The sequence below is a fragment of the Streptomyces zagrosensis genome (assembly GCF_014203645.1).
In the GTDB taxonomy this organism is placed as follows: domain Bacteria; phylum Actinomycetota; class Actinomycetes; order Streptomycetales; family Streptomycetaceae; genus Streptomyces; species Streptomyces zagrosensis.
The window spans coordinates 519,601-543,413 of the sequence record NZ_JACHJL010000002.1 but is presented as its reverse complement, the minus strand read 5'-3'; the positions used below and the strand labels follow the sequence as shown (position 1 = coordinate 543,413).

Below are 23,813 nucleotides of genomic sequence, written 5' to 3'. Positions count from 1 at the left end.
CAAAACCGGCCGCGGTCACCGAACCGGCCACCACTCCCGAACCGGCAACCGTCCCCGAGTACCGCATCGAGGACCTCGCCCATCGCAGCGGCGCCACGGTCCGCACCATCCGCGCCTACCAGGATCGGGGACTGCTGCCGCGGCCCGAGCGGCGAGGCAGGGCCAACGTGTACGGAGACGAGCACCTGGCCCGACTCCAGCAGATAGCGGCCCTACTGGAGCGTGGTTACACCCTCTCCAGCATCAAGGAGCTCTTGGAGGCTTGGGACGCGGGCCGTGACCTGGGCGGAGTACTCGGGCTGGTCGCCGAGGTCGAGGGGCCGTGGACCGACGAGAAGGCCGTACGGATCAGCAGGGCGGAGCTGTCCGAACGGTTCGGCGGCAACCCGGGCGAGGCGGCCGTCTCCGAAGCCGTGGAGCTGGGCATCTTGGAGCTCGTTTCTGACTGCCCCGATGAGTTCCTGGTGCCGAGCCCGCAGGAGTTGGCCGTCGCGGCAGAGCTCCACACGGCCGGTGTGCCGTTGCCGGCCATCGCCGACCACGTACGCGAGCTGCGGGGCCAGGTCGAGCACATTGCGGGCCGATTCCTGGACTTCACCACGGAGCACGTGTTCCAGCAGTACCTGGGGCATCCGCCCACGGACGCGGAGGCGGAGGAGGCCGCGTTCTTGATTCGACGGTTCCGGCCGCTCGCGCAGCAGACGATCGACGCGGAGTTGGCCCGCGCGATGCGTACCGTCGCCACCCGCCATCTCCACCATCACCTTGGCCAGTTCACCCAACTGGCCCGTGGCGAGACGGACCCACCCGACCCAGCTCAACCCAACCTGCCACCTGCCGCCCCGCTCCCGTGTGCCCCCACTTCCTCCAACACCACCCGTCTCGCGGCGCCCCCCATGCCAACGCCCGCCCTGCCAGCTCCTTCCGTACCGGTTCCCTCCATACCGGTTCCCTCCATACCGGTTCCCTCCATACCGGTTCCCTCCGTACCAGCACCGCCACAGACACCGGGCCAGGAAATGGAACCGTCACAGGTGGCGCTGCCTGCCCAGACGTTGCGTGCGGTACGGGAGTTGGTCGGTAGCGAAAACATGGCCGCGTTTATAGCGGGCGCGGTCGAGCGCGAGGTGTGGGCCCGCCGCATGGATCGCCTCACGACACACAGCCCAACGCCGCAAGACACCGACGACCTGCCCAGCTCAGCTAACGTGTCCAGCTCCGCCGACCTACCAAGCTCCGCCGACGTGCCAGGCACCACCGACGTGCCAGGCACCGACATCTGAGTCAGCCGGCGGGTCCGCCGGAGCCGTCCCCGGCCGAAACAGACCCCGCCCGGGGGATGGGGGACCCAGCTATCGCGGGGCGGGTGTGGTCAGGCGCCGGGTGTTCAGGCGCCGAGTGTGATGTCACGCGCCGTGCGTTCCGCGGCAGCGGTCCGGGCGGCCCGTACGAAGTCGGCTCGCGTTGCGGCCAGGCTGCGCGGGCGCCACGCTAGAACCAACATGGTGCCCGGATCATCGGCCACGGGCACCGCTACGACGCCGGGCCCAACCGGCGCCTGATGCTCTCGCCCACCACCGTGGTGAGCTTCCCAAGGGCCACCAGATCGACGATCTCGTCGATTGCGGCCGGCGGGGAGGGAGCCTGGAAGGTCGGGTCCCGACGACATGCCGCAGCAGTTCGTCTATCGCGGGCCCGGCGAGATCATCGACCGGCCTGAGCCCCTGACCGAGCTGTTCATCAGGGACATCACCGAGGGCATCGCCGACACCGGAGTACGGGCCGGCGTTCCTCAAGTGCAAGCCTCACCCGTAGCCCGCTCAGCCGCGATGGCATGGGCTCCAGCGTCGCAAAGCCCTTCGTCCGTGCCGAGTACCTCGGAGCGGCCGAGCATCGCTAAGCCCTGCGTGCGCCCCCGAACCTTGCCGCGCCACAGCGCGTCCCAACGCACCACACCGACCACCGCCAACCGTTACCCATCGCGTGGGCGCAAGCTCCGGGTAGACCCCGTTACGGATGCGATGCCAGGGCACCAACCGGCTATTAGCGGCCTGTTAGGGCAGGGGGCGAAGCTACTTGATGTCGGGAACACCGGGCATCGACTATCTCAGGGGACATCATGGCTTTCTCTGTCGCTTCCGCTCTTTCCACTCGTGTCCTGCGCGGTGCCGCGCTCGCCGCCGTGGCGGCCGTGAGCGTCACGGCGTTCGGTGCCGGCTCGGCCTCGGCCGCCGGCTCCCAGAGCGCCAAGTCCGCCAAGGCGGTTACCTGCACCACGGCGGAGACCAAGGTGACCGTGCAGAAGCTCCAGCGCCCGATCAACCACCTGCTGATCACCGCGAAGAACACGTCCAAGAAGACCTGCTACGCCTACAACTACGCGTACCTGCGGTTCCACGACGACGCCCAGTCCCCGGCGCAGGTGTGGAAGGACACCAAGCCGCAGGCCGTGGTCACGCTGAAGCCGGGCCAGTCCGCGTACGCCTCCGTGCAAACCTCGTCGGCCGCGGACGACAGCAACGACGGCTACTACACGTCGAAGCTCGGCCTGTACTTCAGCCGCGGCGACGGCAACGGCAGCGCCGGGCGCGAGGTCGTCGTGAACCTGCCGGGCGGCAAGACCTACGTCAACGACCCGTACGTGACCTACTGGCAGAACAACGTTGACGACGCCGTCAACTACGGCTGAGCCTGCACCGTCCCGGCCGCATGACGCACCGACCACCCCGCGCATGCGGCCGGCCTGACCGGCTTCATCGACCATGCTGGCCTTACCGGTCGCACCGGTCGCACCCGTCGCACCGGCCCTCAACGTGCGTCTGGTGCAGCCAATTCGGCGCTCGGCGTCAGGGCGCCGTAAGGCATCATGACAACCCATGGGACCTAGGGACTCCGCACGGGATGCGAGCACCGGAGACGGCGAGGGAGACGGGCACGGCGGGGGCGGCGGAGACGAGGGCGGCGACCACCGCGTCACCAGCACCGAAAGCGCCGTCGCCGTCGTGCGGGCCACGGCGGAGCGCCACGGCCGGCGGATCGTCGTGGAGCATTCCATCGGCGCCGACCAGTCCGGCCGACGCTCCAGCGCCGGGGCGTTCACCGTGGCGGACCCGGACGGTTCGCTTCCGCACGAGGCGTTCATCGAAATCGATGGCTCGCCCGCGGTAGAGATCCAGACATTCAGCGAGGGCGACGCGAACATCACCGTGGACGGCGTGGAGTTCGTCGGCGTACCCCGCGAACGGCTGCCCGCGTTCCTCGACGCCGTCTACGGCGGGTCCGCATGGGTACGGGCACGGACGTTCCCGCCCTCGCAGACGCTGATCGTTCCGCTGCCAGGCGACGTCACGTATAAGGAATTGATCTTCGGAATGTGGAGCCTGACGCCCTGGCTGAACAGGATCACCCGCTGACCGTGCACCCGCCGCCGGCGTCCGTTCCCGCCAGTCGTCTACAGCCCCGGCGCGCCCCATACCGGGAACCAGCGGCCCAGTTCCTTCTCGATCCTTAGATCTTCCGCGAGTAGCGCTCGCACCTGGAGTTCAAGCCCGTTATCCCGCTTGTCGGTGGTGCCGGGTAGCGGGGCGAAGGGGTAGAAGGTGCCGCGCTTGTAGAGGTAGACGAGCGCGAGCGGCCGATCCTGGGCGTCGCGGAAACTCAGCAGCGAGCAGAGCAGTTGCGGCCCGAACCCGCCGTCGCGCAGCGTGGTGTTGACGGCATGTAGGTCATTGACGAGGCCAGCGCTGTCCTGTGGGGCGTGCCGGGTGAGCAGCCAGGTGAAGCCGTAGCCATCCTGGCTGAACTCGACCGGGATGCCGCCGCGTTCGGTATCGGCGTCGAGCAGGTCACGCACCTCTTGTTGCAGCCCGGCGAACGCGCCACCCTCCACACTCGCGAAGCACACCGAGCCCAGCCCGGTCGGGGTGAACCCGGCACCCGCCTCCAGCGCGATCGCTGCCGATGGCAGCGCGAAGAGCTGGTCGAGATGGGGACGGGCCGGCTTGCTCCGTCCGAGCAGGGTGTCCAAAAAGCCCACGGGGCTGTCCTTCCGGGATGGCATGTACTTGCGAGCAGATGACAGTGCGGCGGCCAGGGGTCGAGGGTCGGGCCATGGCTCACACGAGGGACTGGGCGATCAGGGGCGGCCCAGCTGGGCCGAAATCCGGCCGAGCTGGTCGAGCCGCTGTTCCAGCGTCGGATGTGACGAGAGCAGCTTGCTGAAGCTGCGGCCAGAGAAGGCGGGGGCGAAGTAGAAGGCGTTGTACGGCTCGGCCTGGCGCAGATCGCGGGTGGGTATCTGCGCCATCTCGCCGGTCACCTTGGTCAGCGCGGCAGCGAGCGCGGAAGGCCGACCGGTCAGCAGCGCGGCGGCGCGGTCGGCGGACAGCTCGCGATAGCGGGAGAGCAGCCGGGTCAGCAGGTAGCTGATGACGTAGACGACGGCGCTGACGAGAGGGACGAGCAGGAGCGCGGCACCGAGGCCGTTGTCACGGTTGTTGCCCCGGCTGAGACCGCCCCATAGCGCCATACGGGTGATCAGCCCGGCCAGGACGCCGAGGAACGAGGCGATGGTCATCACCGCGACATCGCGGTGCGCCACATGCGACAGCTCGTGTGCGAGGACGCCCTCCAGCTCTTCTGGCTCCAGGCGTCGCAGCAGCCCGGTGGTGGCACAGACCAGCGCCTTGCGCTGGCTACGGCCGGTGGCGAAGGCGTTCGGTACGTCGCTGTCGGCGATGGCCACCCGCGGCTTGGGCATGTCGGCGAGTGCGCACAGCCGGTCTACGGCGCCATGCAGCTCGGGCGCCTGGTCCGGGGTGACCTCGCGTGCGCCCATGCTGAATGCCGCGATCCGGTCGCTGAACCAGAACTGGGCGATGAACATCCCGCCCACCAGGAGCACGATCAGAGGCCACGCATTGCCCAGCAGCGCCACCAGGACGCCGACGATGACGACGTAGAGCAGCCCAATCAGGAACATGGTGCTGACCATGCGGGTGGCGAGCCCTCGGTCGGGCGCGAATCGCGTACGTGACATGAGCCCCTCCTCTGCGCTCTCTTCCGATTCTCCCCCTTTGTGGGGTATTCGTGAGATAAACACAGAGGTCCGGGTGCCATGCCGAGACACGGCACCCGGACAAAAACCTGGAGCTCGAAAGAGGAAAGGCGGCCAGCCGAGCGCAGCGGACCCGGCCGGAAAAATCCCCGGAAGCCCAGCCGAGCAACGCCCAGCCCGCCATGCCGAGCCCGGCCCGCGCGATGCCTAGATCGTCCCGCCCCGGCCCGCGCGAGGCTCAGATCGTCCCGACCCCGGCCCGCGCGGAGCTCAGATCGCGCGCAGGAAGGCGCTCGTCGCTACCTGGCCGATCATGCGGAGTCGGGTCTCTCCCGCAAGTCGCTTCTCGGTGGCCTCGCGCACACCGGCCCACCGACCGTCACCGTAGTCATCCATGACCACGACGGCGCCGGGTGCGGCGACCCGTTCGGTCCACTCCAGGTCGTTGGCGACGCCTTCGAAGGAGTGATCACCATCGATGATCACGACACCGTACTGCCGGTCGGACAGCTCCTCGCGTACGGCGGGGTCCTCGGAAAACCCCTTGCACAGCCGCAGCCGCGCGTCATCGACCCCGGCGTAACCAAGGTTGGCGCGCACCACGGCCTCGGTAACAGGGGTGCCCGATGGGTCGGATGAGATTTCGAAGCCGGGCTGGAGCTGTACGGGGGAGAGCGGGTCCACGATGGTCAGCTCGTACGGGAGGCCGGCGCGCAGCAACTGGCGGGCCATACCGCCGGCGAAGAGCCCGTACAGCGTGCCGATCTCCAAAATTTCGCCGTTCGGCGGATTCAGCAGCGGCGTCGCGGTGAGCTTGCCGAGGATGTTGCGGGTGGAGCCGGCGATGCGGCCGACGCCCCGGTTTTCCAGTTCGACCAGGGTGCGGTAAGCAAGGACGGTTTCCTTGTACGCACCGTCCCGGCCGGTCAGGACGGCGATCTGGGCTGCGAGTTCCACGATCTCCTCCCGGCTTGGCTGCCGGTCGGTCAACCTGCCGTCGCGGCCGAGCAGCAGTTCGGTGGAGTGGGCCTTGCGCAGCTCCTCGCGAAGGACGGTGAGTTCACGGCGGGCTGAGCGAAGTTTGCGGTCAATGCGCTGATCAAGCTGATCAAGTACGGGCCGCAGCGCGCGACGGGCGGAACGGGAGGCGATCAGAGAGCTGTGGAACTTCACACAGCGGACCCTAGGCGCGCGTCTAGGTGCTGTGAAGGCATGGCAGCCTGGCGTTGGCAGCCATCAGTCAGATGACCTACATAGTCAGCGTGCGTCTCTGATCCGTTTACCGATAGTTGCCTGACCAGCCATCTTCTCGTCATCAGGAGGGGCGGAAGGTCTCCGTCCTGTCGCGGAAGATCTCGATCCTGTCGCGGAACGGCATAGTCCTGCGGCGGAACGGCTCCGTCCCGTTTCGGCTCCCCACGATCCCGTTGCGACTCCCCGCGATCACGCCGGCGCGCACTTCACGCACCCGCCACCCCAAGCACGCTGAAAGCTTCCGCGACTGGACGTGGGGGGCGCTCCCCGCGCTGGCCGTTACCGCCACGACGGCCACCGAGCGACCGCGGTGGGACACGCTCGTCACGTCGGTCGAACCTCATGCACGCATCATGCGCTGACCTGCGGTTTCGCGAACAGGGGCACCCGGCGATGAGGCGCTCACCCTGCGGCTAGTGAGCAGCCGCTGTAAAGAAACGCGTCTCATGAAGCCGGGCCCATGCGGTGGAGGTGGATGCGGTACAGCATCGGCGACCGTGGTGCGAAGTAGAACGGTGCATAATCGGCGACTACGCCCCCCGGACCCGCTGACACGGCCTGACTACGACGCCGCTCTTTGATACTCAGGTCCGCGCACTCGACTGTCCCAGCGGGTTTGTGCTGGTCGGCAACAAGTCCGGACGCTGCGATCCCCGCAAGGTTCTCCCCATGCGTGAAGTGCGGGAGGCGGGGGTCGATGATGCCGTCATGATGCCGCAGCATAGGCCGCACTAATGCCACGGTCGGCGTGAACCTCACCTTCTCGTATCGTCGTCCCTATGCACCTGAGCACCGTGATCCTTCCCGTCCACCGCTGGCACGAAGACGGCCGCGAGCGCTGGCAGCGTGCGGAGGAACTGGGTTTCCACACCGCCTACACCTACGACCATCTGTCCTGGCGGACGTTCCGAGACGGCCCGTGGTTCGGGGCGATACCCACCCTGACCGCCGCCGCTGCGGCCACCGAGCGCATGCGTTTGGGCACGCTCGTCACCTCACCCAACTTCCGGCACCCGGTGACCCTCGCCAAGGAACTCATCGCGCTCGATGACATCTCCGGCGGACGCATCACGCTCGGTATCGGCGCCGGCGGCAGCGGCTTCGACGCCACAACGCTGCTGGGTAACGGTGCGGAGCCCTGGACGCCGCGTGCACGCGCCGACCGATTCCAGGAGTTCGTGCCACTACTCGACCGGCTCCTGTCCGAGGACTCGGTGACCTACGAAGGGGCCTTCTACTCCGCGCACCAGGCGCGCAACATCCCCGGGTGTGTGCAGCGCCCGCGGCTGCCCTTCGCCGTCGCGGCCACCGGCCCCCGCGGTCTGAAGCTCACCGCCCGGCACGGGCAGGCATGGGTGACCACGGGGGACCCCAAGCTCTTCGATACGGGCACGCCCGAGGAGTCGCGCGAAGCGATCCGAGGACAAATCGGCAGGCTTGGCGCAGCGTGTGCGGAGATCGACCGCGACGTGGCCGAACTGGACAAGATCCTGCTCACGGGGTTCACCCCAGACCGCAACCGTCCCCTGGAATCCCTCGACGCCTTCGTGGACTTCGCGGGTCGGCATGCGGAACTCGGCTTCACCGAAATCGTGCTGCACGCCCCTATTCCGGACTCGGACTTCGCCACGGACCAGGCCGTCTTCGAGAAGATCGCGACCGAGGCGCCCGCGCAACTCGGCTGATCGGTCGCGCGCACGGGCGAGCAAGGGCGGGGCAGGGGGCGAGCAGCGGCTGGGCAGGGGGCAGACCCCGCGGCCCCGACGCCCGACCCCGGCCCCCAGCCCCCAGGGCCCGCCGCCCGGCCGCCTACTCCCGCCCCGGAGTGATGGGGCGCACGGCTCAGCGGCGCGCCCGTACGCACACCAGTGCGCGCCGATGCGGAAGTATGGAGGCCGTGACTCCAGCTACTGAGCAGCCCAAACCTCCCACCTCCGGTGGCGCAGGCTCTGCCCCCGCACCGCCCGCCGTGCCCCGGCTCATCGCGACCGATCTGGACGGCACCCTGCTGCGGGACGACAAGTCCGTGTCCGACCGCACCATCGCTGCGCTGGCCGCTGCCGAGGCCGCTGGCATCGATGTCTTCTTCGTCACCGGCCGTCCGGCACGCTGGATGAGCGTCGTCAGCGATCACGTACACGGTCACGGCCTAGCCATCTGCGCCAATGGAGCGGCCGTCGTGGACCTGCACCAGGGCCTGCGCTTTGTACGGGTGCGCCCGCTGCTCCGCGACGATGCGCTCGCCGTCGTCCACGCGCTGCGCGCTGCCGCGCCGGGGACCTCGTTCGCGGTCGAGCGGACCGGCGGCATCCATAACGAACCGCTGTACCCGCCACTGTCCTTCGACGCCGCCACATCGATAGGTCCCGCGGAGAAACTGCTGGCCGACGACGCGGAGCAGGCGGACCAGCCGATCATCAAGGTGCTCGCCTACCACCCCGAACTGGCCCCCGACGACTTTCTCACCCTGGCCCGTACGTCCGCCGGGGCCCATGCCTCCTTCACCCGCTCCAGCCCCACCGCACTCCTGGAGATCAGCGGTCTCGGTGTCAGCAAGGCCAGCACCTTGGCCCAGTGCTGTGCCGAGCGCGGCATCACCCGCGATGAGGTGATGGCCTTTGGCGACATGCCCAATGACCTGGAGATGCTGGCCTGGGCCGGGATGCCGTACGCGATGGCCAACGCCCACCCCTCGGTCCTCGCCGCGACCACCCGGCAGGCCCCGGCCAACTCCGATGACGGCGTGGCGGCCGTCATCGAGAGCGTGCTGAACCGCTAACCGCCCCCGCCCCCGTACCACCGCGCACCCACCACGGCCCCGAGCCATCCCCATGCACCGGCCGCCCCCACCCGTGCCGCCCCCACCCGCCACCTGATCAACTGCCGGCCACCAGCCGGGCAGCGAGCGCTTCTCTGTCAGGTTCACCGTGTTGAGCATGAGCTGACCTCTGAGGCGGAGGCGGCGGTGGTGTGCACTGATCAACATCAGCGCGGAAAGCGACCTACGCTGGTGGCCGCATAGGCCCCGACCTGTTTCATCGGTGCCCCGTGAGGGACCGGTCAGCCGGTGAAGGGTTCCAGTGCGAAGCGGCCGACCGCCACGAAGGCCGTCAGGGCGAGGTAGCCCCCGTCCAGCAGTGCGGCTTTGGGTTCGCCGCGGCGAGCCCGCAGGATCACGGCGCCGGTCATGATCAGGGCCAGGCCGGTGGCCGCCAGCGGCACCAGGATCGGCGCGATGCCGAGTAGGGCGGGCAGGACGAGGCCCGCGGCGCCGAGTATCTCGAGTGCTCCGATGGCCTTGAGGGCGCCGGGTTTGCAGTCGAGGACCCAGCGCGCGGCGTCGCCCATCGCGGCCATCTTTTCCCGGGGGACGAACAGTTTCCCGAAGCCGGAGAGTAGGAAGACGGCGGTCAGCAGGCCGGTGGTGATCCACAGTGCGGTGTTCATGAGTCTTGTCCTTGGTGATGCCTTCGGTGGCGGAGGCGGCGGATTCGAGGCCGTCCCGAATCCGCCTGGGGGGCGTGTCAGCCGAACTGGCCGGGCTGGTACTCGCCGCCGGGCGTCTGGGTGATCACGTTCAGTCGGTTGAAGGCGTTGATCACGCAGATCAGGGCCACCAGGGCCATGAGCTGGTCCTCGTCGAAGTGCTTCGCCGCGTTCGCCCACGCCTCGTCGTTGACGCCACTGGAATCGGCGAGGCGGGTGCCCTGCTCAGTGAGTTCCAGCGCCGCCCGCTCCGCCTCGGTGTAGACGGTGGTCTCCCGCCACGCCCCGACGAGGTTGATCCGCACCTGGCTCTCGCCGGCGGCCACCGCGTCCTTGGTGTGCATGTCGAGGCAGCCGCCGCAGCCGTTGATCTGGCTGGCGCGGATCTTCACCAGTTCCTGCACCGCCTTCGGCAGCGCCGAGTCGGTGATGACCTTGTTCGACGAGATGATGTACCTGGCCCACTTCGCCCCGACCTCGTTGGCCATGGGGTTGATCCGGGTTTCCATCGCGGTCTCCTTCGTCTTCCAGGTGCTTGCACTCCTACGACGAAGCCCCTCGCGAAGACGTAACAACCCCATGCGCTCGACGTGTTCTACTCGGGACGCTCGGGCAGGCCCATGGCGTCCAGGCGCTTACGGTCGCTCACGGTCAGGAGCTCGACGATCCGGCCGTCGACCACGGTGCACGCTGCCACGCCGAGTACCTTGCCGTTCGCACCCCAGGACACGAACCCGGGCTCGCCGTTGATCAGCACTGAGAGCACCGCGGTCATCGACCGGGCCCCGCGCAGGACCGGACCGGCCACCTCGGCCGCCCCGACCGTGGTCATCACGCCCTGCGGGTGGTACGTGCGCCAGGTCACCTGCGGATCGAGCAGCCGGACGAGCCCTTCGAAGTCCCCGTTCCGCGCGGCGGCGAGAAACGCGTCGACCACCGCGCGCTGCCGCCTCGGCCTCTCCTGCGGCAGCGGTGTGCCCCGCACCTTCCGGCGGGCCCGGCTCGTGAGCATCTTGGTCGCGTCGGTGGACCGGCCGATGATCTCACCGATCTCGGCGAAGGGCACCGCGAACATGTCGTGCAGGACGAACGCCAGCCGCTCCGTGGGAGTGAGCGTGTCGAGCACCACCAGCAGCGCCAGGCCGACCGATTCGGCGAGCACCGCGTCGTCCTCGGGCGCCGCCCCGTCGTCCACGGTCACCACCAGCTCGGGCAGCCAGTCCTCGTACGACAGCACAGCCCGGTTCTTCCGCGACCGCAGCACATCGAGGCAGACCCGGCCAACCACGGTGGTCAGCCAGCCGGCCAGGTTGTCGATCGCCGCCGCGTCCTGCCGCGCCAGCCGGAGCCACGCCTCCTGCACCGCGTCCTCGGCCTCCACCCGCGACCCGAGCATCCGGTGCCCGACCGCCACCAGGCGCTCACGCTGCTCCTCGAAGGCTCTCGCCAGCACGTCGGTCGGACCTGATCCGGTCATGTCGTTACCTTCCTCGCGTGAACTCGTCATGATCATGACGGGTCCGAAGGCACCGAGGTAACCGTTCGGCATGCGGCCTGTTGGCGGCGAAGGAGCTGGTTCTCAGTTGTCGCCTGGTGCACCCCGGGTCGCCCCGCGGGTCAGCGTCAGCAGCGCGGCGATGCAGGCGGCGGCGAGGAGGATGCCGAAGGCGACGGTCAGGGCGGTGGTGTAGCCGTGCACCGTCGCCGCGGTCGGCGTGGGATGCCCCGACCTCGTCAGATAGGACGCGGCGGCGCTGGCGGCCACGGTGTTGAGCAGGGCGGTGCCGAGTGCCGCGCCGAGTTGCTGGGCCGCGTTGTAGGCCGCCGAAGCGGCCCCGATCTCGTGCCACTGCATATCGGCGGTGGCCAGGCTTGCGGTCGGGGGCATGACACAGCCCAGGCCCAGGCCGGTGAGGATCAGCGCGGGCACCAAGTACAGCGGCAGGACATCCGTACTCTCCGCCGTCAGCCGGGTCAGGATGAGCATCCCCGCAGCCGCCGCGATCAGACCCGGCAGGATCACTGCGGCGGGCGCGACGCGGCCATGCAGCTTGCCGGCGATGAGGGTGGAGCCGAGCAGGGCGGCCAGGGCGTTGATGATCAGCGTGAGGCCGGCTTCGACCGGCGAGTAGCCGAGGATCGTCTGCGTGTAGTAGCTCATGAAGAGGTAGAAGCCGAACATCGCGACGAACAGCAGCGTGATCGAGGCGAACGCGGCTCCCCGAGCGCGGTGCAGGAGCACGCGCATCGGCAACAGCGGATGGGGCACCCTCGTCTCCACCACGACGAACGCGGCCAGCAGCAACACCCCACCCAGCAGCAACGCAAGCACCTTCGGTGACGACCAGCCGTGCGGTTCGGCCTCGTTGAAGCCGTAGACGACCGCGGCGAAGCCCGTCGCGCTGAGCAGCGCGCCCGCGACATCGAGCCGTCCACCATCACGAACCGGGCGGTCCCGTGGCACGAAAGTCGTGCCGAGCACGGCGAGCAGCGCGACGGGGACGTTGATGTAGAGGCACCAGCGCCAGCTCGCGTACTCGGTCAGCAGCCCACCCGCGACCAGGCCCAGGGCCGACCCCGCGGCACCGACCGCGGCGAACACGCCAAAGGCGCGGCCCCGTTCGCGCGTCTCGGTGAACGTCATCGTCAGCAGCGAGAGCCCGGCCGGAGCGAGCCCGGCGGCGAACACCCCCTGGAGGGCCCGCGCCCCAAACAGCATCTCGGCATTTACGGCGGCCCCGCCCAGCGCGGACGAGGCGGCGAAGCCGACCAGCCCGATGATGAACGTACGCCGATGGCCGAGCGCGCCGCTGACCCGGCCGCCGATCAGCAGCAGACCACCGAAGGCCAGGGCGTACGCGGTGATGGCCCACTGTCGGTTCGCATCGGACATGTCGAGCGCGCTCTGTGCTGACGGGAGCGCAATGTTCACGATCGTCCCGTCCAGGACGACGAGGAGCTGAGCCGTGCTCACCGCCAGCAGCGTCCACCACCGTCGCCGCCCGGAGGCCGGCTCTCCCGGGGTGTCAGTCATGACTCCACCACCTACCTAACCACGTATGAGTCTCTCGAACAGTGTTAGTTACGTCGAACACGCTACTACACTGGCCCGACCGGTCCCGGTGATCGGCAGCGCCCGACTCAGCGCCCGACCCAGCGGCCAGCCGGGGCAGGCCAGCCGATGACAGGGGGCAAGGGGCCGGGGCGCACGCGCTGCACATACGGGCTGTACGCAGCGGGCTGTGCAGGGCGGCGAAGGCCGGTCGAGGCGGCAGCTGTTGCCGAAATATCCGGCAAGAGCAGAGCCGCCCGAGACGATCAGAACGTCAGGCGAGAGCGAGGGGCATCGTGGGTGAAGCACGCGGCCAGCAAAAAGGCGGCGACGTACGGAGCGTGTGGCTGCGGCCTCGCCGTAGCTCCCGGGGCGAGCCGCCGCTGACGCGTGCGCGCATCGTCGAGGCGGCCGTCGCCCTGCTCGACGAGGAGGGGATCGAGCGGCTCACCATGCGGCGCCTGGCCGAGCGGCTCACCGTCATGGCCCCGTCGCTGTACTGGCACGTCGATACGAAGGACGACGTGATCGATCTCGCCGTGGACGCCATCTTCGGCGAGGTGCCCCCGGCCACGGGGCACGCGTCGCACTGGCGCGACGACGTCAGCGCGGTGTTGACCGCATGGCGGGCCGCGCTGCTACGCCATCCCTGGGCCGCCGCGGTCCCGGCCAGACGCCGGCCGACCATCGGCCCCAACTTCCTCGCCTGGATGGAGATCCTGCAAGCCACCCTCGTCCGTGCCGGCTTCACCGAAAAGAGCCTGTCCGCGGCGACCTGGGCGCTGTACAACCACGTCATGGGCTCGGCCGCGTCCGAATCGGCCCTGCACATCACCGACGAGGAACGCCGCGTGGGCCAGGACCAGTTGCAGACCCAGCGCGATCGCTATCCCACTCTGGCGGCCCGCGGCTACCTCTACGACGACGACTGGGACGGCAGCTTCACCACCGGCCTCGCCTACCTGCTCGACGGCCTGGAGGTCCAGCTCAACCGCGCCCGATAGCCGACACCACCGGGCCCGGCGCCCTCGCACCGGCCCCAACTGGCCCAACTGGCTCAACTACCAGCGCTCACCAAGCGACCACCAAGTGACTAGAGCGGCGCCTCCCACACCACGGCCGTACCAGCGCCACCACCAGCACCCAAGCTCGCACCGTCACCGTCACCGTCACCGAGACGGGCCCCCGAGCTCGCACCATCACCATCACCGTCACCGAGACGGGCCCCCGAGCTCGCACCATCACCATCACCACCAGCACCAGCACCATCACCACTCTCCGCACGAGAGAGCCCGGGCCCGTACGTACTGGAGCCGCCCAGCGCCTCCGCGCGGCGCGCCAGGTTGCGCAGACCGCTGCACCGACCGCCCTCCGGGATGCCCACGCCGTCGTCGGCGACCGTCAGCCGCACCCCCTCGCGCCCGTCCGGCAGGCGTACCGCCGCATCCACCACCACCTCGATACGCGACGCGCGCGCGTGCCGGACGGCATTGGACAGCGCCTCCCGCAGCGCCGCGATCAGGTTCTTTCCGGTCAACTCGCCGACCCGGGCGTCCACGGCGCCGACGAACGTCGCCGAGGGTTGGAAGCCCAGCGACACCGCCGCCGTGCCGACCTCCCGCAGCACCCGCGTACGAAGCCCGGACGGCGCCTCCGCCGGGCCCTGCTGGAGCGCGAAAATGGCGGTGCGCACCTCCTGAATGGTGGCGTCCAGTTCGTCCACGGCCTTGCCGATCTTCTCCCGCACCACCGGGACGACAGCCTTACGTTGCGCGCCCTCCAGCATCATCCCGGTCGCGAACAGCCGTTGAATGACCAGGTCATGTAGGTCGCGCGCGATCCGGTCGCGGTCCTCGTACACCGCGAGCCGTTCCCGATCCCGCTGCGCTTCGGCGAGTACGAGCGCGAGCGCGGCCTGCGCCGCGAACTGCGTCGCCAAGGTCCGCTCGGTGTCCGTGAACGGGCGCGCGCCGCGCTCGCGGGGCGTGGTCAAGATGCCGAGCACCCGCTTGCCGCTGCGCAGCGGCAGCATCATGCTCGGCCCGAACCGGTGCGAGATGCTGCTCGTCATGCGCGAGTCGGTCGCCGAGTCCTCGACGAACACCGGGTGGCCGTGCATGAGAGGCGACACGATCGGTGCGTCGGGCGAAACGACCGTCCCGAGCAGTCCCTCCGGTTCCTCGGCGTCCACTGCCACGATCTCCAGGCCACCTTCATCGGTCGGCAGCAGCACGATCCCCGCCGTGGAACCCGCCAACCGCCTGGCCTTCTCGGCGACGACAACCAGCGCGTCCTCCGCGTCATTGCCGGACAACAGGGAGGTGGTGACGGCCACCGAGCCATCGATCCAACGCTCCCGCTGCCGGGCCGCCGACTCGTCCATGGGTTCGGTCGTTGGTTCGGCAACCGACGTGGTCGCTGGCACCGCCGTTGGCGTGGCTGGTTCGTTGGGCTCGGATGCTGCCGTGGCTGCCATAAGGCGAGGGTAATCAGTCCTTTTTGTACGAGAAAGCGCTAACCGCGACCCGGTGTCCGCGCCACCTCTCTGGCCCCATCTGCCCGCCCATCGCGGCCGGCTCGCACACGGCGGCGAGGTAGTCCTCCGTGGCACGCTCGCGTTCCAGCATGAGCCGGAAGGGACCCGCGGTAGCAGCCAGTTCCGCGTACGAGCCGCGCTGCGTCACTCGGCCGCGGTCCAGCACGATCACCTCGTCCACCGCGTCGAGCCCCACCAGCCGGTGGGTGATCAACACGGTCGTACGGCCCTCGGTGACCGTGAGCAGATCGCGGGTCAACGCGTCCGCCGTGGGCAGATCGAGGTGCTCCGCTGGCTCATCGAGCACCAACACGGGGAAGTCGGCGAGCAGCGCACGGGCGAGTGCGAGCCGCTGGCGCTGGCCTCCGGACAGTCGCGCGCCGTTCTCGCCGACCAGCGAGTCAAGCCCAGCCGGCAGCCGGTCGGCCCAATCGAGCAGCCTGGCCCGCGCAAGGGCCGCGCGCAGCTCGTCCTCGCTGGCGCTGGGCCGCGCCAGACGCAGGTTCTCGCGCAGCGAGCTGTCGAAGATGTGCGCGTCTTGCGCACACAGCCCGACCACCTGCCGCACCTCGTCACCGGGCAGCCCGGCCGCGTCCCGCCCGGCCAGCGTGTACGTCCCCGACTCCGCGTCCAGGAACCGGAGCAACACCTGCGCGAGCGTCGTCTTGCCCGACCCGGACGGCCCCACAACGGCCACCCGCCGCCCAGCCACCAACTCCAGGCCGAACCCCTTCAGGGCAGGCCGCCGCTGCCCGGCATAGCGAGCGGTCACGTCCCGTACGACCAGGGGATACGGCCCCACAGAGCGCGGATCCACGCCCGCAGCCATACGCGCGTCCGTACGCATTTCCGTACGCGCGTCCCCACGAGCCCCCGCGGCCCCGACCCCGTTCTCGGCTCCGGCCTCGTTCCCGGCCCCGGCCCCGGCCTCGTTCCCGGCCCCGGCCCCGGCCTCGTTCTCGGCCCCGGCCCCGTTCTCGGTCACGGTCTCGTCCTGCACCGGCTCGCTGACCGGTAGCGGAGCGTCCAGCACCTCGCTGACCCGTTCGGCCGCCCGTCGCACCCGTTGCCGGTACCGTACGGCGGCCGGCAGGCCGGCGACCGCCTCGAACGCGGCGAGCGGGGTCAGGACGACGACCGCGAGCCACAGCCCGTCAAGCCGTCCATCCGCCACCGCTCGGGTCCCGACCCACGCGGCAGCCGACACCGTGACGCCGCAGCTCAGCGCCGTCAGACCGGCACCGAGCGCACCCGCCAGGCTGGCGCGCCTGGCGATCGCGGTCAGCACCGCATCGGCGCGGCCGGCAGCGGCCGTACGGGCGGGCAGCGCACCGGCGACCGTCAGTTCGCCCATACCCGAAAGCAGATCGACGACCTGTACGGACAGCGCACCGCGTGCGGGTGCGAGCTGCCTTTCGGTACGTCGGGCCAGCACGCTCGACAGCAGCGGCACTCCGGCCCCGGCCAGCAACAGCCCCGCCGCGAGCAGCGCGCCCGCCTCCGGAAGCAACCACCCCAGGAAGCCGATCGATGCGGTGCTCACCAGCACAGCGGAGCCGACCGGCAGCAACCAGCGCAAAAAGTAGTCCTGCAACGCGTCCACGTCCGCGACCAGTCGGGACAGCAGATCGCCACGCCGGCTCTCCCGCAGCCCAGCGGGCGCGAGCCGCTCCAAACGTTGGTACACCGCCACCCGCAGGTCGGCCAGGACGCGCAGCGCGGCATCGTGCGACACCAGCCGCTCCGCGTATCGAAAAACGGCGCGGCCGATACCGAACGCCCTGGTCGCCGTCACCGCGACCATCAAATAGAGCACCGGTGGCTGTTCCGACGCCCGGGAGATCAGCCAACCCGAGACGGCCATCAGCCCCACCGCGCTGCCCAGCGCGAGGCTGCCGAGCAACAAGGCAAGGGCGAACCGCCCCCGCCGGGCCCGCGCCACCGCACGCACGGTGGCCAGCGCTCCCCGCCCTGGACTCGTCCCCCGCCCCGAGCTCGTCCCCCGGCCCCGGTCTCGTTTTGCGCCCCGTGCCACGCCCCGCTTGGTTTCCGCGTCCGCGAGGCCCGACGTCGCACGCTTGGCAGTGCCCCCGTCCATGGCTCCGTCCATGGCTCCGTCCATGCCATCGGTTATGCCATCGGCCGCATCCGGCTCCCCCGGGTCGCCGTCGCCCGCCTCAGCGAAAGCCCGCATTCCAGGCCCGGGAACCGTGCCGGCCACCGCGGAGACCGTGGGTGCCGCCGCCACGAGAGCCGGCCGCGCGGCGCGTTCGGGAGCCGGCCGCGGGTCCGGTCCCGAGCCCACCCGCACCACGCGGTCCGCGATCGTCAGGAGGGCCGGGCGATGCACGACCAGCAGTACCGTACGACCGACAGCCAGTCGCCGTACCGCATCGACCACGACCGCTTCCGTCTCACCATCCAGATTCGCGGTCGGCTCATCGAGCAGCAGCACGGGCCGGTCGGCAAGGAAGGCCCGCGCCAGCGCCAGGCGTTGCCGCTGGCCCGCCGAGAGCCCCGCGCCGTCTTCACCGATCACCGTGTGCGGCCCGGCCGGCAGCGCCAGGACGAAATCCAGTGCGCCGGCGTCCCGTAGCGCGGTCCGTACGGCCTCGTCGTCGGCGTCCGGACGCGCAAGCCGTACGTTCTCCGCGACCGTGCCCGCGAAGAGGTGGGGCCGCTGCGGCACCCAGGCGATCTGATCCCGCCAGGCACGCCAGCCCGCCTCCGAGAGCGTGGCGAGGTCCGTGCCCCCCACGGTCACCCGGCCCCTTTCGATACCACTGCCCGGGCCCACGAAACCGAGGAACACATTGAGCAGCGTGGTCTTGCCGACACCGCTCGGCCCGACGACGGCCACGGTCTCACCGGGTTCGACGGTGAACGAGGTCTCGTCGAGCGAGGGCTCGGTACGGCCGGGATGCCGGACCACCAACCGGTCCACCACCAGCGCGGCGCCCCGCGCCTCGGGCCGCACGGCCCGGCCGCCACCATCAGCCCTGCCAGCCTCCCCGACGCAGCCAGCCTCCCCGACTTCGCCAGCCTCCTGGTCGCCGCTGGCCCGCCCGACGCCGCTGGCCTGTCCGGCCTCCCCGGCCTCAAGAACGGCAAAGACCTCATCGGCCGCCGCCAAGCCCTCCGCCGCCGCGTGATACTGCGCTCCGACCTGCCGCAACGGCAGATACGCCTCGGGCGCGAGAATGAGCACCACAAGACCCGCGTACAGGTCCATGTCCCCGTGCACGAGCCGCATGCCGATACCCACCGCGACCAGGGCCACCGACAGCGTCGCCAACAGTTCCAGCGCGAACGAGGAGAGGAACGCGATGCGCAGCGTCTTCAGCGTCGCCTGCCGGTAGTCGGCCGTGATCGCGCGGATGGACTCGGCCTGCGCCTTGGCGCGGCCGAACACCTTGAGCGTCGGAAGCCCGGCAACGACATCCAGGAAGTGCCCCGAAAGCCGCGACAGCAGTCGCCACTGCCGGTCCATTCGATGCTGGGTCGCCCAGCCGATGAGCACCATGAAGACGGGAATCAACGGCAGCGTGACCACAATGATCAGCGCCGACACCCAATCCTCGGTGACGATGCGGGCAAGGACCGCCACGGGAACCACCACGGCGAGCCCGAGTTGGGGGAGGTAGCGGGCGAAGTAGTCGTCCAGGGCATCGACGCCCCGGGTGGCGAGCGTGGTGAGTTCGCCGGTACGTCGCGTACTCAGCCATCCCGGGCCCAGCCTGGTGGCCTGTGTCAGCAGCCGCATCCGTAGCTCGGACTTGACCTCGGCACTGGCCCGGTGCGCGGCAAGCTCGGTCAGCAAGGAGACCACCGCACGACCCACCGCGACGGCCGCGAGCAACCCCAGCGGTGCGGCCAGTTCGCCGGCCCCTTCACCACGTTGGAAGGCGCCCACCACGATCTCAGCGATGAGCATCGCCTGAGCAATGACCAGCCCGGCGCCGACCAGCCCCAGGGCCACCGATGCGAGCAGGAAGAACCGGGTGGCTCGGGCGTAGCGCAGCAGACGCGGATCGATCGGTTTCACGTGAAACACCCGCCCGGCTCATTCGGTTTCACGTGAAACACCCGCCCGGCTCATCGTCATGTCTCATGGGTCGCGCCGCCATCAGTGCACGTCTACGGGGATGTGCTGGGTGCCGATCCGCTGCCGGAACACCCAGTAGGTCCACGCCTGGTAGGCCATCACCACCGGTGTCATCACACCCGCGATCCAGGTCATGATCTTCAAGGTGTACGGGCTGGAGGCGGCATTCTCGGCGGTCAGACTCCACGCCGGGTCGAGCGAGGACGGCATGACATGTGGGAACAGCGACAGGAAGAGCATGGCGACCGATGCCGCGATGGTCACCCCGGACAGTCCGAAGGCCCAGCCTTCGCGGCCCCGGCCATTCATGACCAGCGCCCCGGCCAGCGCGAGCACGGCGACGGCCATCGCCACCAGGCTGCTGGTGCTGCCCGAATCGAGTTGCGTCCACAGCAGGAACCCCGCGGCCAGCGCCCCGGCGCCGAGCCCGAGCCAGCCGGCGAGCCGGCGAGCCCTGGTCCGAATGTCGCCGACCGTCTTTAGGGCGGCGAAGACCGCGCCGTGAAAGGTGAACAGCACCAACGACATCAGCCCGCCGAGCAGTGCGTACGGGTTGATCAGGTCGAAGACATCGCCGGCGTAGTTCTTGTCGGCGCCGATCGGCACGCCACCCACCATGTTGGCGAAGACCACGCCCCACAGGAACGCGGGCACCAGCGAGCACCAGAAGATGGCCCGCTCCCAGTTGCGCTGCCAGCGCTCCTCGCTGCGCTTGTGCCGGTATTCGAAGGCCACCCCGCGCACGATCAGGCAGACCAAGATGGCGAGCAGCGGCAGATAGAAGCCGCTGAACAGGGTCGCGTACCAGTCAGGGAAGGCCGCGAAGGTGGCACCGGCCGCGGTCAGCAGCCATACCTCGTTGCCGTCCCAGACCGGCCCGATGGTGTTGATCAGCACCCGGCGCTCGGTCCGGTTGCGGGCGAGCAGCTTGGTGAGGACGCCGATGCCGAAGTCGAATCCTTCGAGGAAGAAGTAACCGGTCCACAGGACGGCTATCAGCACGAACCAGAAGTCGTGGAGGTGCATGGTCGGGTCTCCGTTCCAGCCGTCGTCAGTACGCGAAGGTCATCGGCTTGTCGGCGTCCTCGGCCGCCGCGGCGTCCGCGTCAGCGCCGCCACCAGCGCCGCCGGGCCCGCCGGGACCACCCGGACCGCCCGGGCCGCCCGGCTTCGGAAGGCGGAGCTTCGGGTCCTTCGCCGGCGGCTTCTCGTCGATATCGGGCCCGGCCTTGGCGTACTTGGCGAGCAGCCGCACCTCGATCACCGCGAGCACCCCGTACAGCAGGGTGAACACGCCCATCGAGATCAGCACCTCGGTTTGGCTGACGCCAGGTGACACTGCGTTATCCGTACGCATCAGCCCGTACACCACCCATGGCTGGCGGCCCATCTCGGTGAAGATCCAGCCGAAGGAGTTGGCGAGTAGGGGGAAGCCCATGGTCAGGACGCCGATCCGCCAGGACCAGGTGGTGAAGAAGGCGCTCATTTCGCGGTTCTTGGTGAGCATCAACCGCGGCACCTCCTCCTCGCCGGTGCGCTTCTCCGGCGCGAGCCACAGCTTCCTGCGGGTCGTCCATAGCCCGATCAGCCCGACGGCGAAGGAGGTCATCCCGAACCCGATCATGAGGCGGAAGCCCCAGAAGGTCATGAAGATGCTGGGGATGTAGTCCTCGGGCTCGCCGCCGTAGCGCTGTGCCTCCTGCTCGGCGAGGTCGTTGATGCCCGGCACGGATGCCGAGAAGTTGTCGTGCGCGAGGAAGGAGAGGATGCCAGGGACGCTGAACTCGACACTGTTGTGGCCGTCACCGACGTCACCGATGGCAAAGATCGAGAAGGGTGCCGGCGCCTGGGTCTCCCACAGCGCCTCGGCCGCGGCCATCTTCATGGGCTGCTGCTCGAACATCACCTTGCCGAGCCGGTCACCGCTCAGTGCCGTACCCATTCCCGCGATCACCGCGATCACCAGCGCGGCGCGCAGCGACGAGCGCATCGCGCCGATCTGCTTCCGCTGCTTGGTGGGCAGTTCTTCGCCCCGGTCCTGCGCGCGCTTGGCGCGCCACAGGTGGTATGAGGCGATGCCGACGACGAAGGCCGCACCGGTGAGGAAGGCTGCGGTCAGCGTGTGGAAGACCACGACCAAAGTGGTGTTCTGGGTGAGGACCGCCCAGATGTCGGTCAGTTCGGCCTTCCCCGTCGTCTTGTTGATGGTGTAGCCAACGGGGTGCTGCATCCAGGAGTTGGCGGCCAGGATGAAGTACGCGGAGAGCGTGGTGCCGATCGCGACGATCCAGATACAGGCGCAGTGGATCTTCTTGGGCAGTCTGTCCCAACCGAAGATCCACAGTCCGATAAAGGTGGATTCGAAGAAGAAGGCGATCAACGCTTCCATGGCGAGCGGGGCGCCGAATACATCACCGACGAAGCGCGAGTAGTCGGACCAGTTCATGCCGAACTGGAACTCCTGCACGATGCCGGTCACGACCCCCATCGCGATGTTAATCAGGAAGAGTTTTCCCCAGAACTTCGTCGCGTGGAAGTATTTTTCCTTCCCCGTACGGACCCACGCGGTCTCCAGACCGGCCGTGAACGCCGCGAGGCTGATCGTCAGCGGAACAAAGAGGTAGTGGTAGACGGTCGTGATGCCGAACTGCCATCGCGCCAGGGTCTCCGGAGCCAGAGCCAGGTCCACGTCGAGTCTCCTTGCCGTCTTACTGAGCCGCGCGCCACCGTGCCGTTCCGCCCCATTGATCACGTTCAAAAGGGGACGCATCGGACGCGCTTGTGAACGCGTTCACATTCACAAGCAATTATGACGCACACCCATTCGCCCCTCCGCACCGGGGGTGCCCCGGGAACATCCCGCCCAGGTGAGGCGTCGATCGCGTACGTCTCATCGCACGCCGGCGCCGCTCACCTGACGCCGGCAGCACCGGGCGCCAACGCACGGCGCCACACCGGATGAGCCCCCGGCCCGCCTGGCCATCCACGCAACAAAAAGGCGCGGCCAACGGCCGCGCCCGCTCCACCACATCCCCCAGCACATCAGGCCGAGAGGCAAAAGACACCCGCCAGGCCCTCGGAAGCCGGCACGCTTCCGGGGCCTGGCGGTCTGCGCTACAGCTCCTTGCGGAAGCTCTCCGCCGCCTTCAAGAAGAGGTCGTTCGCCTCGGTTTCACCGATCGTGATCCGTACGCCGTCGTCCGGGAACGGCCGTACGATCACGCCGCCGCGCTCACACGCCGCCGCGAAGTCCAGCGTGCGGTCACCGAGCCGCAGCCAGACGAAGTTGCCGTGTGACTCGGGCGTGGTCCAACCCTGCGCGATCAGCGCCTCGTACACCCGCGCCCGCTCCACGACCAGCGCGTCCACGCGCTCGCCCAGCGCGTCCTCGCTGCGCAGCGAGGCGATGGCCGCCTCCTGCGCCACCTGCGTCACACCGAACGGCACCGCCGTCTTACGCAGCGCTGCCGCGACCCGGTCATGCCCGACCGCGAAGCCGATCCGCAGTCCGGCCAGCCCGTACGCCTTGGAGAAGGTGCGCAGTACGCACACATTCGGGCGGTCGCGGTAGAGCTCAAGACCGTCCGGAACGTCCTCGTCACGGATGAACTCGCGGTACGCCTCGTCCAGCACGATCAGGATGTGAGAGGGCACCTGGTCAAGGAAGTGCTCCAGCTCCGCGCGGTGAATCACGGTGCCGGTGGGGTTATTGGGGTTGCAGACAAATATCAGTCGGGTCTTATCGGTAACCGCAGCGAGCATCGCATCCAGATCGTGGTTCTCATCGGCGGTGAGCGGCACGGGCACCGCCGTCGCACCGGCGATCTGCGTCATGATCGGGTACGCCTCGAAGGAGCGCCACGCGAAGATGACCTCATCGCCGGGCCCGGACGTCGCCTGCACGAGCTGCTGCGCCACACCCACCGACCCGGTGCCGGTGGCCAGGTGCTCGATCGGCACGTCAAATCGGGTGGACAACTCGGCCACCAGCCCGGTGCAGGCCAGATCGGGGTAGCGGTTCAGCGAACCCGCGGCCCGTACCGCCTGCTCCAAGACGCCGGGCAGCGGCGGGTACGGGTTCTCATTCGAGGACAGCTTGTACGTGACGGCACCCCCCGGCCGTGCGGTGGCGGGCTTACCTGGCTTGTAGGTCGGAACACCATCGAGCGCAGCACGCAGCTTGGGGCTCTTTTCAGACACCGCAGGTCCTCCTTGACCATCCTGGGCACAGCAGTCACCAACAGACACGCAATACTGTTTACCTTATGAGGATTCCCCCAGGTTCGGTAAAGACCAGGGGAAGCATTCTTCGTTTGCGCGCGCG

The 23,813-nt window shown here is 69.1% G+C and carries 17 protein-coding genes and 2 pseudogenes; 6 read left to right on the top strand and 13 right to left on the bottom strand.

The features are described from left to right. Nucleotides 1-65: 65 nt before the first annotated feature. The 3 genes and pseudogenes from FHS42_RS39020 to FHS42_RS05905 form a co-directional block, all read left to right on the top strand. Nucleotides 66-809: pseudogene (locus FHS42_RS39020) on the top strand (MerR family transcriptional regulator); the annotation flags it as partial. A gap of 1,310 nt (nt 810-2,119) precedes the next feature. Next, complete coding sequence (locus tag FHS42_RS05910) at nt 2,120-2,689, top strand: DUF4232 domain-containing protein (RefSeq protein WP_184569435.1); 570 nt, start codon at nt 2,120-2,122, stop codon at nt 2,687-2,689. A 187-nt stretch (nt 2,690-2,876) separates the two neighbouring features. Then, nucleotides 2,877-3,413 carry a hypothetical protein gene (locus FHS42_RS05905; protein WP_246494219.1) on the top strand — a complete coding sequence of 179 codons (537 nt, stop codon included), beginning with the start codon at nt 2,877-2,879 and terminating at the stop codon, nt 3,411-3,413. A 38-nt stretch (nt 3,414-3,451) separates the two neighbouring features. Here FHS42_RS05905 and pspAB read toward each other — a convergent pair whose 3' ends face one another. The 4 genes from pspAB to FHS42_RS39015 form a co-directional block, all read right to left on the bottom strand. Beyond that, entirely contained in the window at nt 3,452-4,036 is a 585-nt protein-coding gene (gene pspAB, locus FHS42_RS05900) for a PspA-associated protein PspAB (RefSeq protein ID WP_184569796.1), read from the bottom strand. Between the two features lie 99 nt (nt 4,037-4,135). After that, on the bottom strand, nt 4,136-5,038 hold the full coding sequence (gene htpX / locus FHS42_RS05895; protein ID WP_184569434.1) for a zinc metalloprotease HtpX: 903 nt from the start codon (nt 5,036-5,038) through the stop codon (nt 4,136-4,138). A 288-nt stretch (nt 5,039-5,326) separates the two neighbouring features. Further along, nucleotides 5,327-6,229, bottom strand: a complete 903-nt coding sequence (locus FHS42_RS05890) for a class I SAM-dependent methyltransferase (RefSeq protein WP_184569433.1) — start codon at nt 6,227-6,229, stop codon at nt 5,327-5,329. Nucleotides 6,230-6,754: 525 nt separating this feature from the next. Beyond that, nucleotides 6,755-7,033, bottom strand: a complete 279-nt coding sequence (locus FHS42_RS39015; protein ID WP_184569432.1) for a DarT ssDNA thymidine ADP-ribosyltransferase family protein — start codon at nt 7,031-7,033, stop codon at nt 6,755-6,757. A 56-nt stretch (nt 7,034-7,089) separates the two neighbouring features. Here FHS42_RS39015 and FHS42_RS05880 point away from each other — a divergent pair, with 56 nt between their 5' ends. Beyond that, a complete protein-coding gene (locus FHS42_RS05880) occupies nt 7,090-7,995 on the top strand; it encodes an LLM class flavin-dependent oxidoreductase (protein ID WP_184569431.1) in 906 nt (301 codons plus the stop codon). A gap of 203 nt (nt 7,996-8,198) precedes the next feature. Beyond that, the gene (locus FHS42_RS05875) at nt 8,199-9,089 is read left to right on the top strand and encodes a Cof-type HAD-IIB family hydrolase (RefSeq protein ID WP_184569430.1); all 891 of its coding nucleotides are present in this window, start codon (nt 8,199-8,201) and stop codon (nt 9,087-9,089) included. A gap of 281 nt (nt 9,090-9,370) precedes the next feature. Here the strand turns inward: FHS42_RS05875 and FHS42_RS05870 are convergent, their stop codons facing one another. The 4 genes from FHS42_RS05870 to FHS42_RS05855 form a co-directional block, all read right to left on the bottom strand. Beyond that, nucleotides 9,371-9,757: a DoxX family protein gene (locus FHS42_RS05870; RefSeq protein WP_184569429.1), complete on the bottom strand. Its 387-nt coding sequence runs from the start codon at nt 9,755-9,757 to the stop codon at nt 9,371-9,373. A 77-nt stretch (nt 9,758-9,834) separates the two neighbouring features. Then, nucleotides 9,835-10,305, bottom strand: coding sequence for a carboxymuconolactone decarboxylase family protein (locus FHS42_RS05865; protein ID WP_184569428.1), 471 nt, complete (start codon nt 10,303-10,305; stop codon nt 9,835-9,837). An 86-nt stretch (nt 10,306-10,391) separates the two neighbouring features. Beyond that, nucleotides 10,392-11,273: a sigma-70 family RNA polymerase sigma factor gene (locus FHS42_RS05860; protein WP_184569427.1), complete on the bottom strand. Its 882-nt coding sequence runs from the start codon at nt 11,271-11,273 to the stop codon at nt 10,392-10,394. Between the two features lie 102 nt (nt 11,274-11,375). Further along, on the bottom strand, nt 11,376-12,830 hold the full coding sequence (locus FHS42_RS05855; protein WP_184569426.1) for an MFS transporter: 1,455 nt from the start codon (nt 12,828-12,830) through the stop codon (nt 11,376-11,378). A 314-nt stretch (nt 12,831-13,144) separates the two neighbouring features. On the opposite strand from FHS42_RS05855, the gene FHS42_RS05850 reads away from it, so the two are divergent. Beyond that, the gene (locus FHS42_RS05850; RefSeq protein ID WP_184569425.1) at nt 13,145-13,852 is read left to right on the top strand and encodes a TetR/AcrR family transcriptional regulator C-terminal domain-containing protein; all 708 of its coding nucleotides are present in this window, start codon (nt 13,145-13,147) and stop codon (nt 13,850-13,852) included. Between the two features lie 245 nt (nt 13,853-14,097). Here the strand turns inward: FHS42_RS05850 and FHS42_RS05845 are convergent. From FHS42_RS05845 to hisC, 5 genes and pseudogenes are all read right to left on the bottom strand, one after another. Continuing rightward, nucleotides 14,098-15,219, bottom strand: a pseudogene (locus FHS42_RS05845) (GAF domain-containing sensor histidine kinase); the annotation flags it as partial. A 118-nt stretch (nt 15,220-15,337) separates the two neighbouring features. Continuing rightward, nucleotides 15,338-19,429 (bottom strand): thiol reductant ABC exporter subunit CydD, encoded by a 4,092-nt coding sequence (cydD, locus tag FHS42_RS05840; RefSeq protein WP_184569794.1) that lies wholly within the window; start codon nt 19,427-19,429, stop codon nt 15,338-15,340. Between the two features lie 81 nt (nt 19,430-19,510). Further along, nucleotides 19,511-20,515 (bottom strand): cytochrome d ubiquinol oxidase subunit II, encoded by a 1,005-nt coding sequence (cydB, locus tag FHS42_RS05835; RefSeq protein ID WP_184569424.1) that lies wholly within the window; start codon nt 20,513-20,515, stop codon nt 19,511-19,513. 25 nt (nt 20,516-20,540) lie between these two features. Beyond that, the gene (locus FHS42_RS05830) at nt 20,541-22,178 is read right to left on the bottom strand and encodes a cytochrome ubiquinol oxidase subunit I (RefSeq protein ID WP_184569423.1); all 1,638 of its coding nucleotides are present in this window, start codon (nt 22,176-22,178) and stop codon (nt 20,541-20,543) included. A gap of 425 nt (nt 22,179-22,603) precedes the next feature. Then, on the bottom strand, nt 22,604-23,689 hold the full coding sequence (gene hisC, locus FHS42_RS05825) for a histidinol-phosphate transaminase (RefSeq protein WP_184569422.1): 1,086 nt from the start codon (nt 23,687-23,689) through the stop codon (nt 22,604-22,606). Nucleotides 23,690-23,813: the final 124 nt, after the last annotated feature.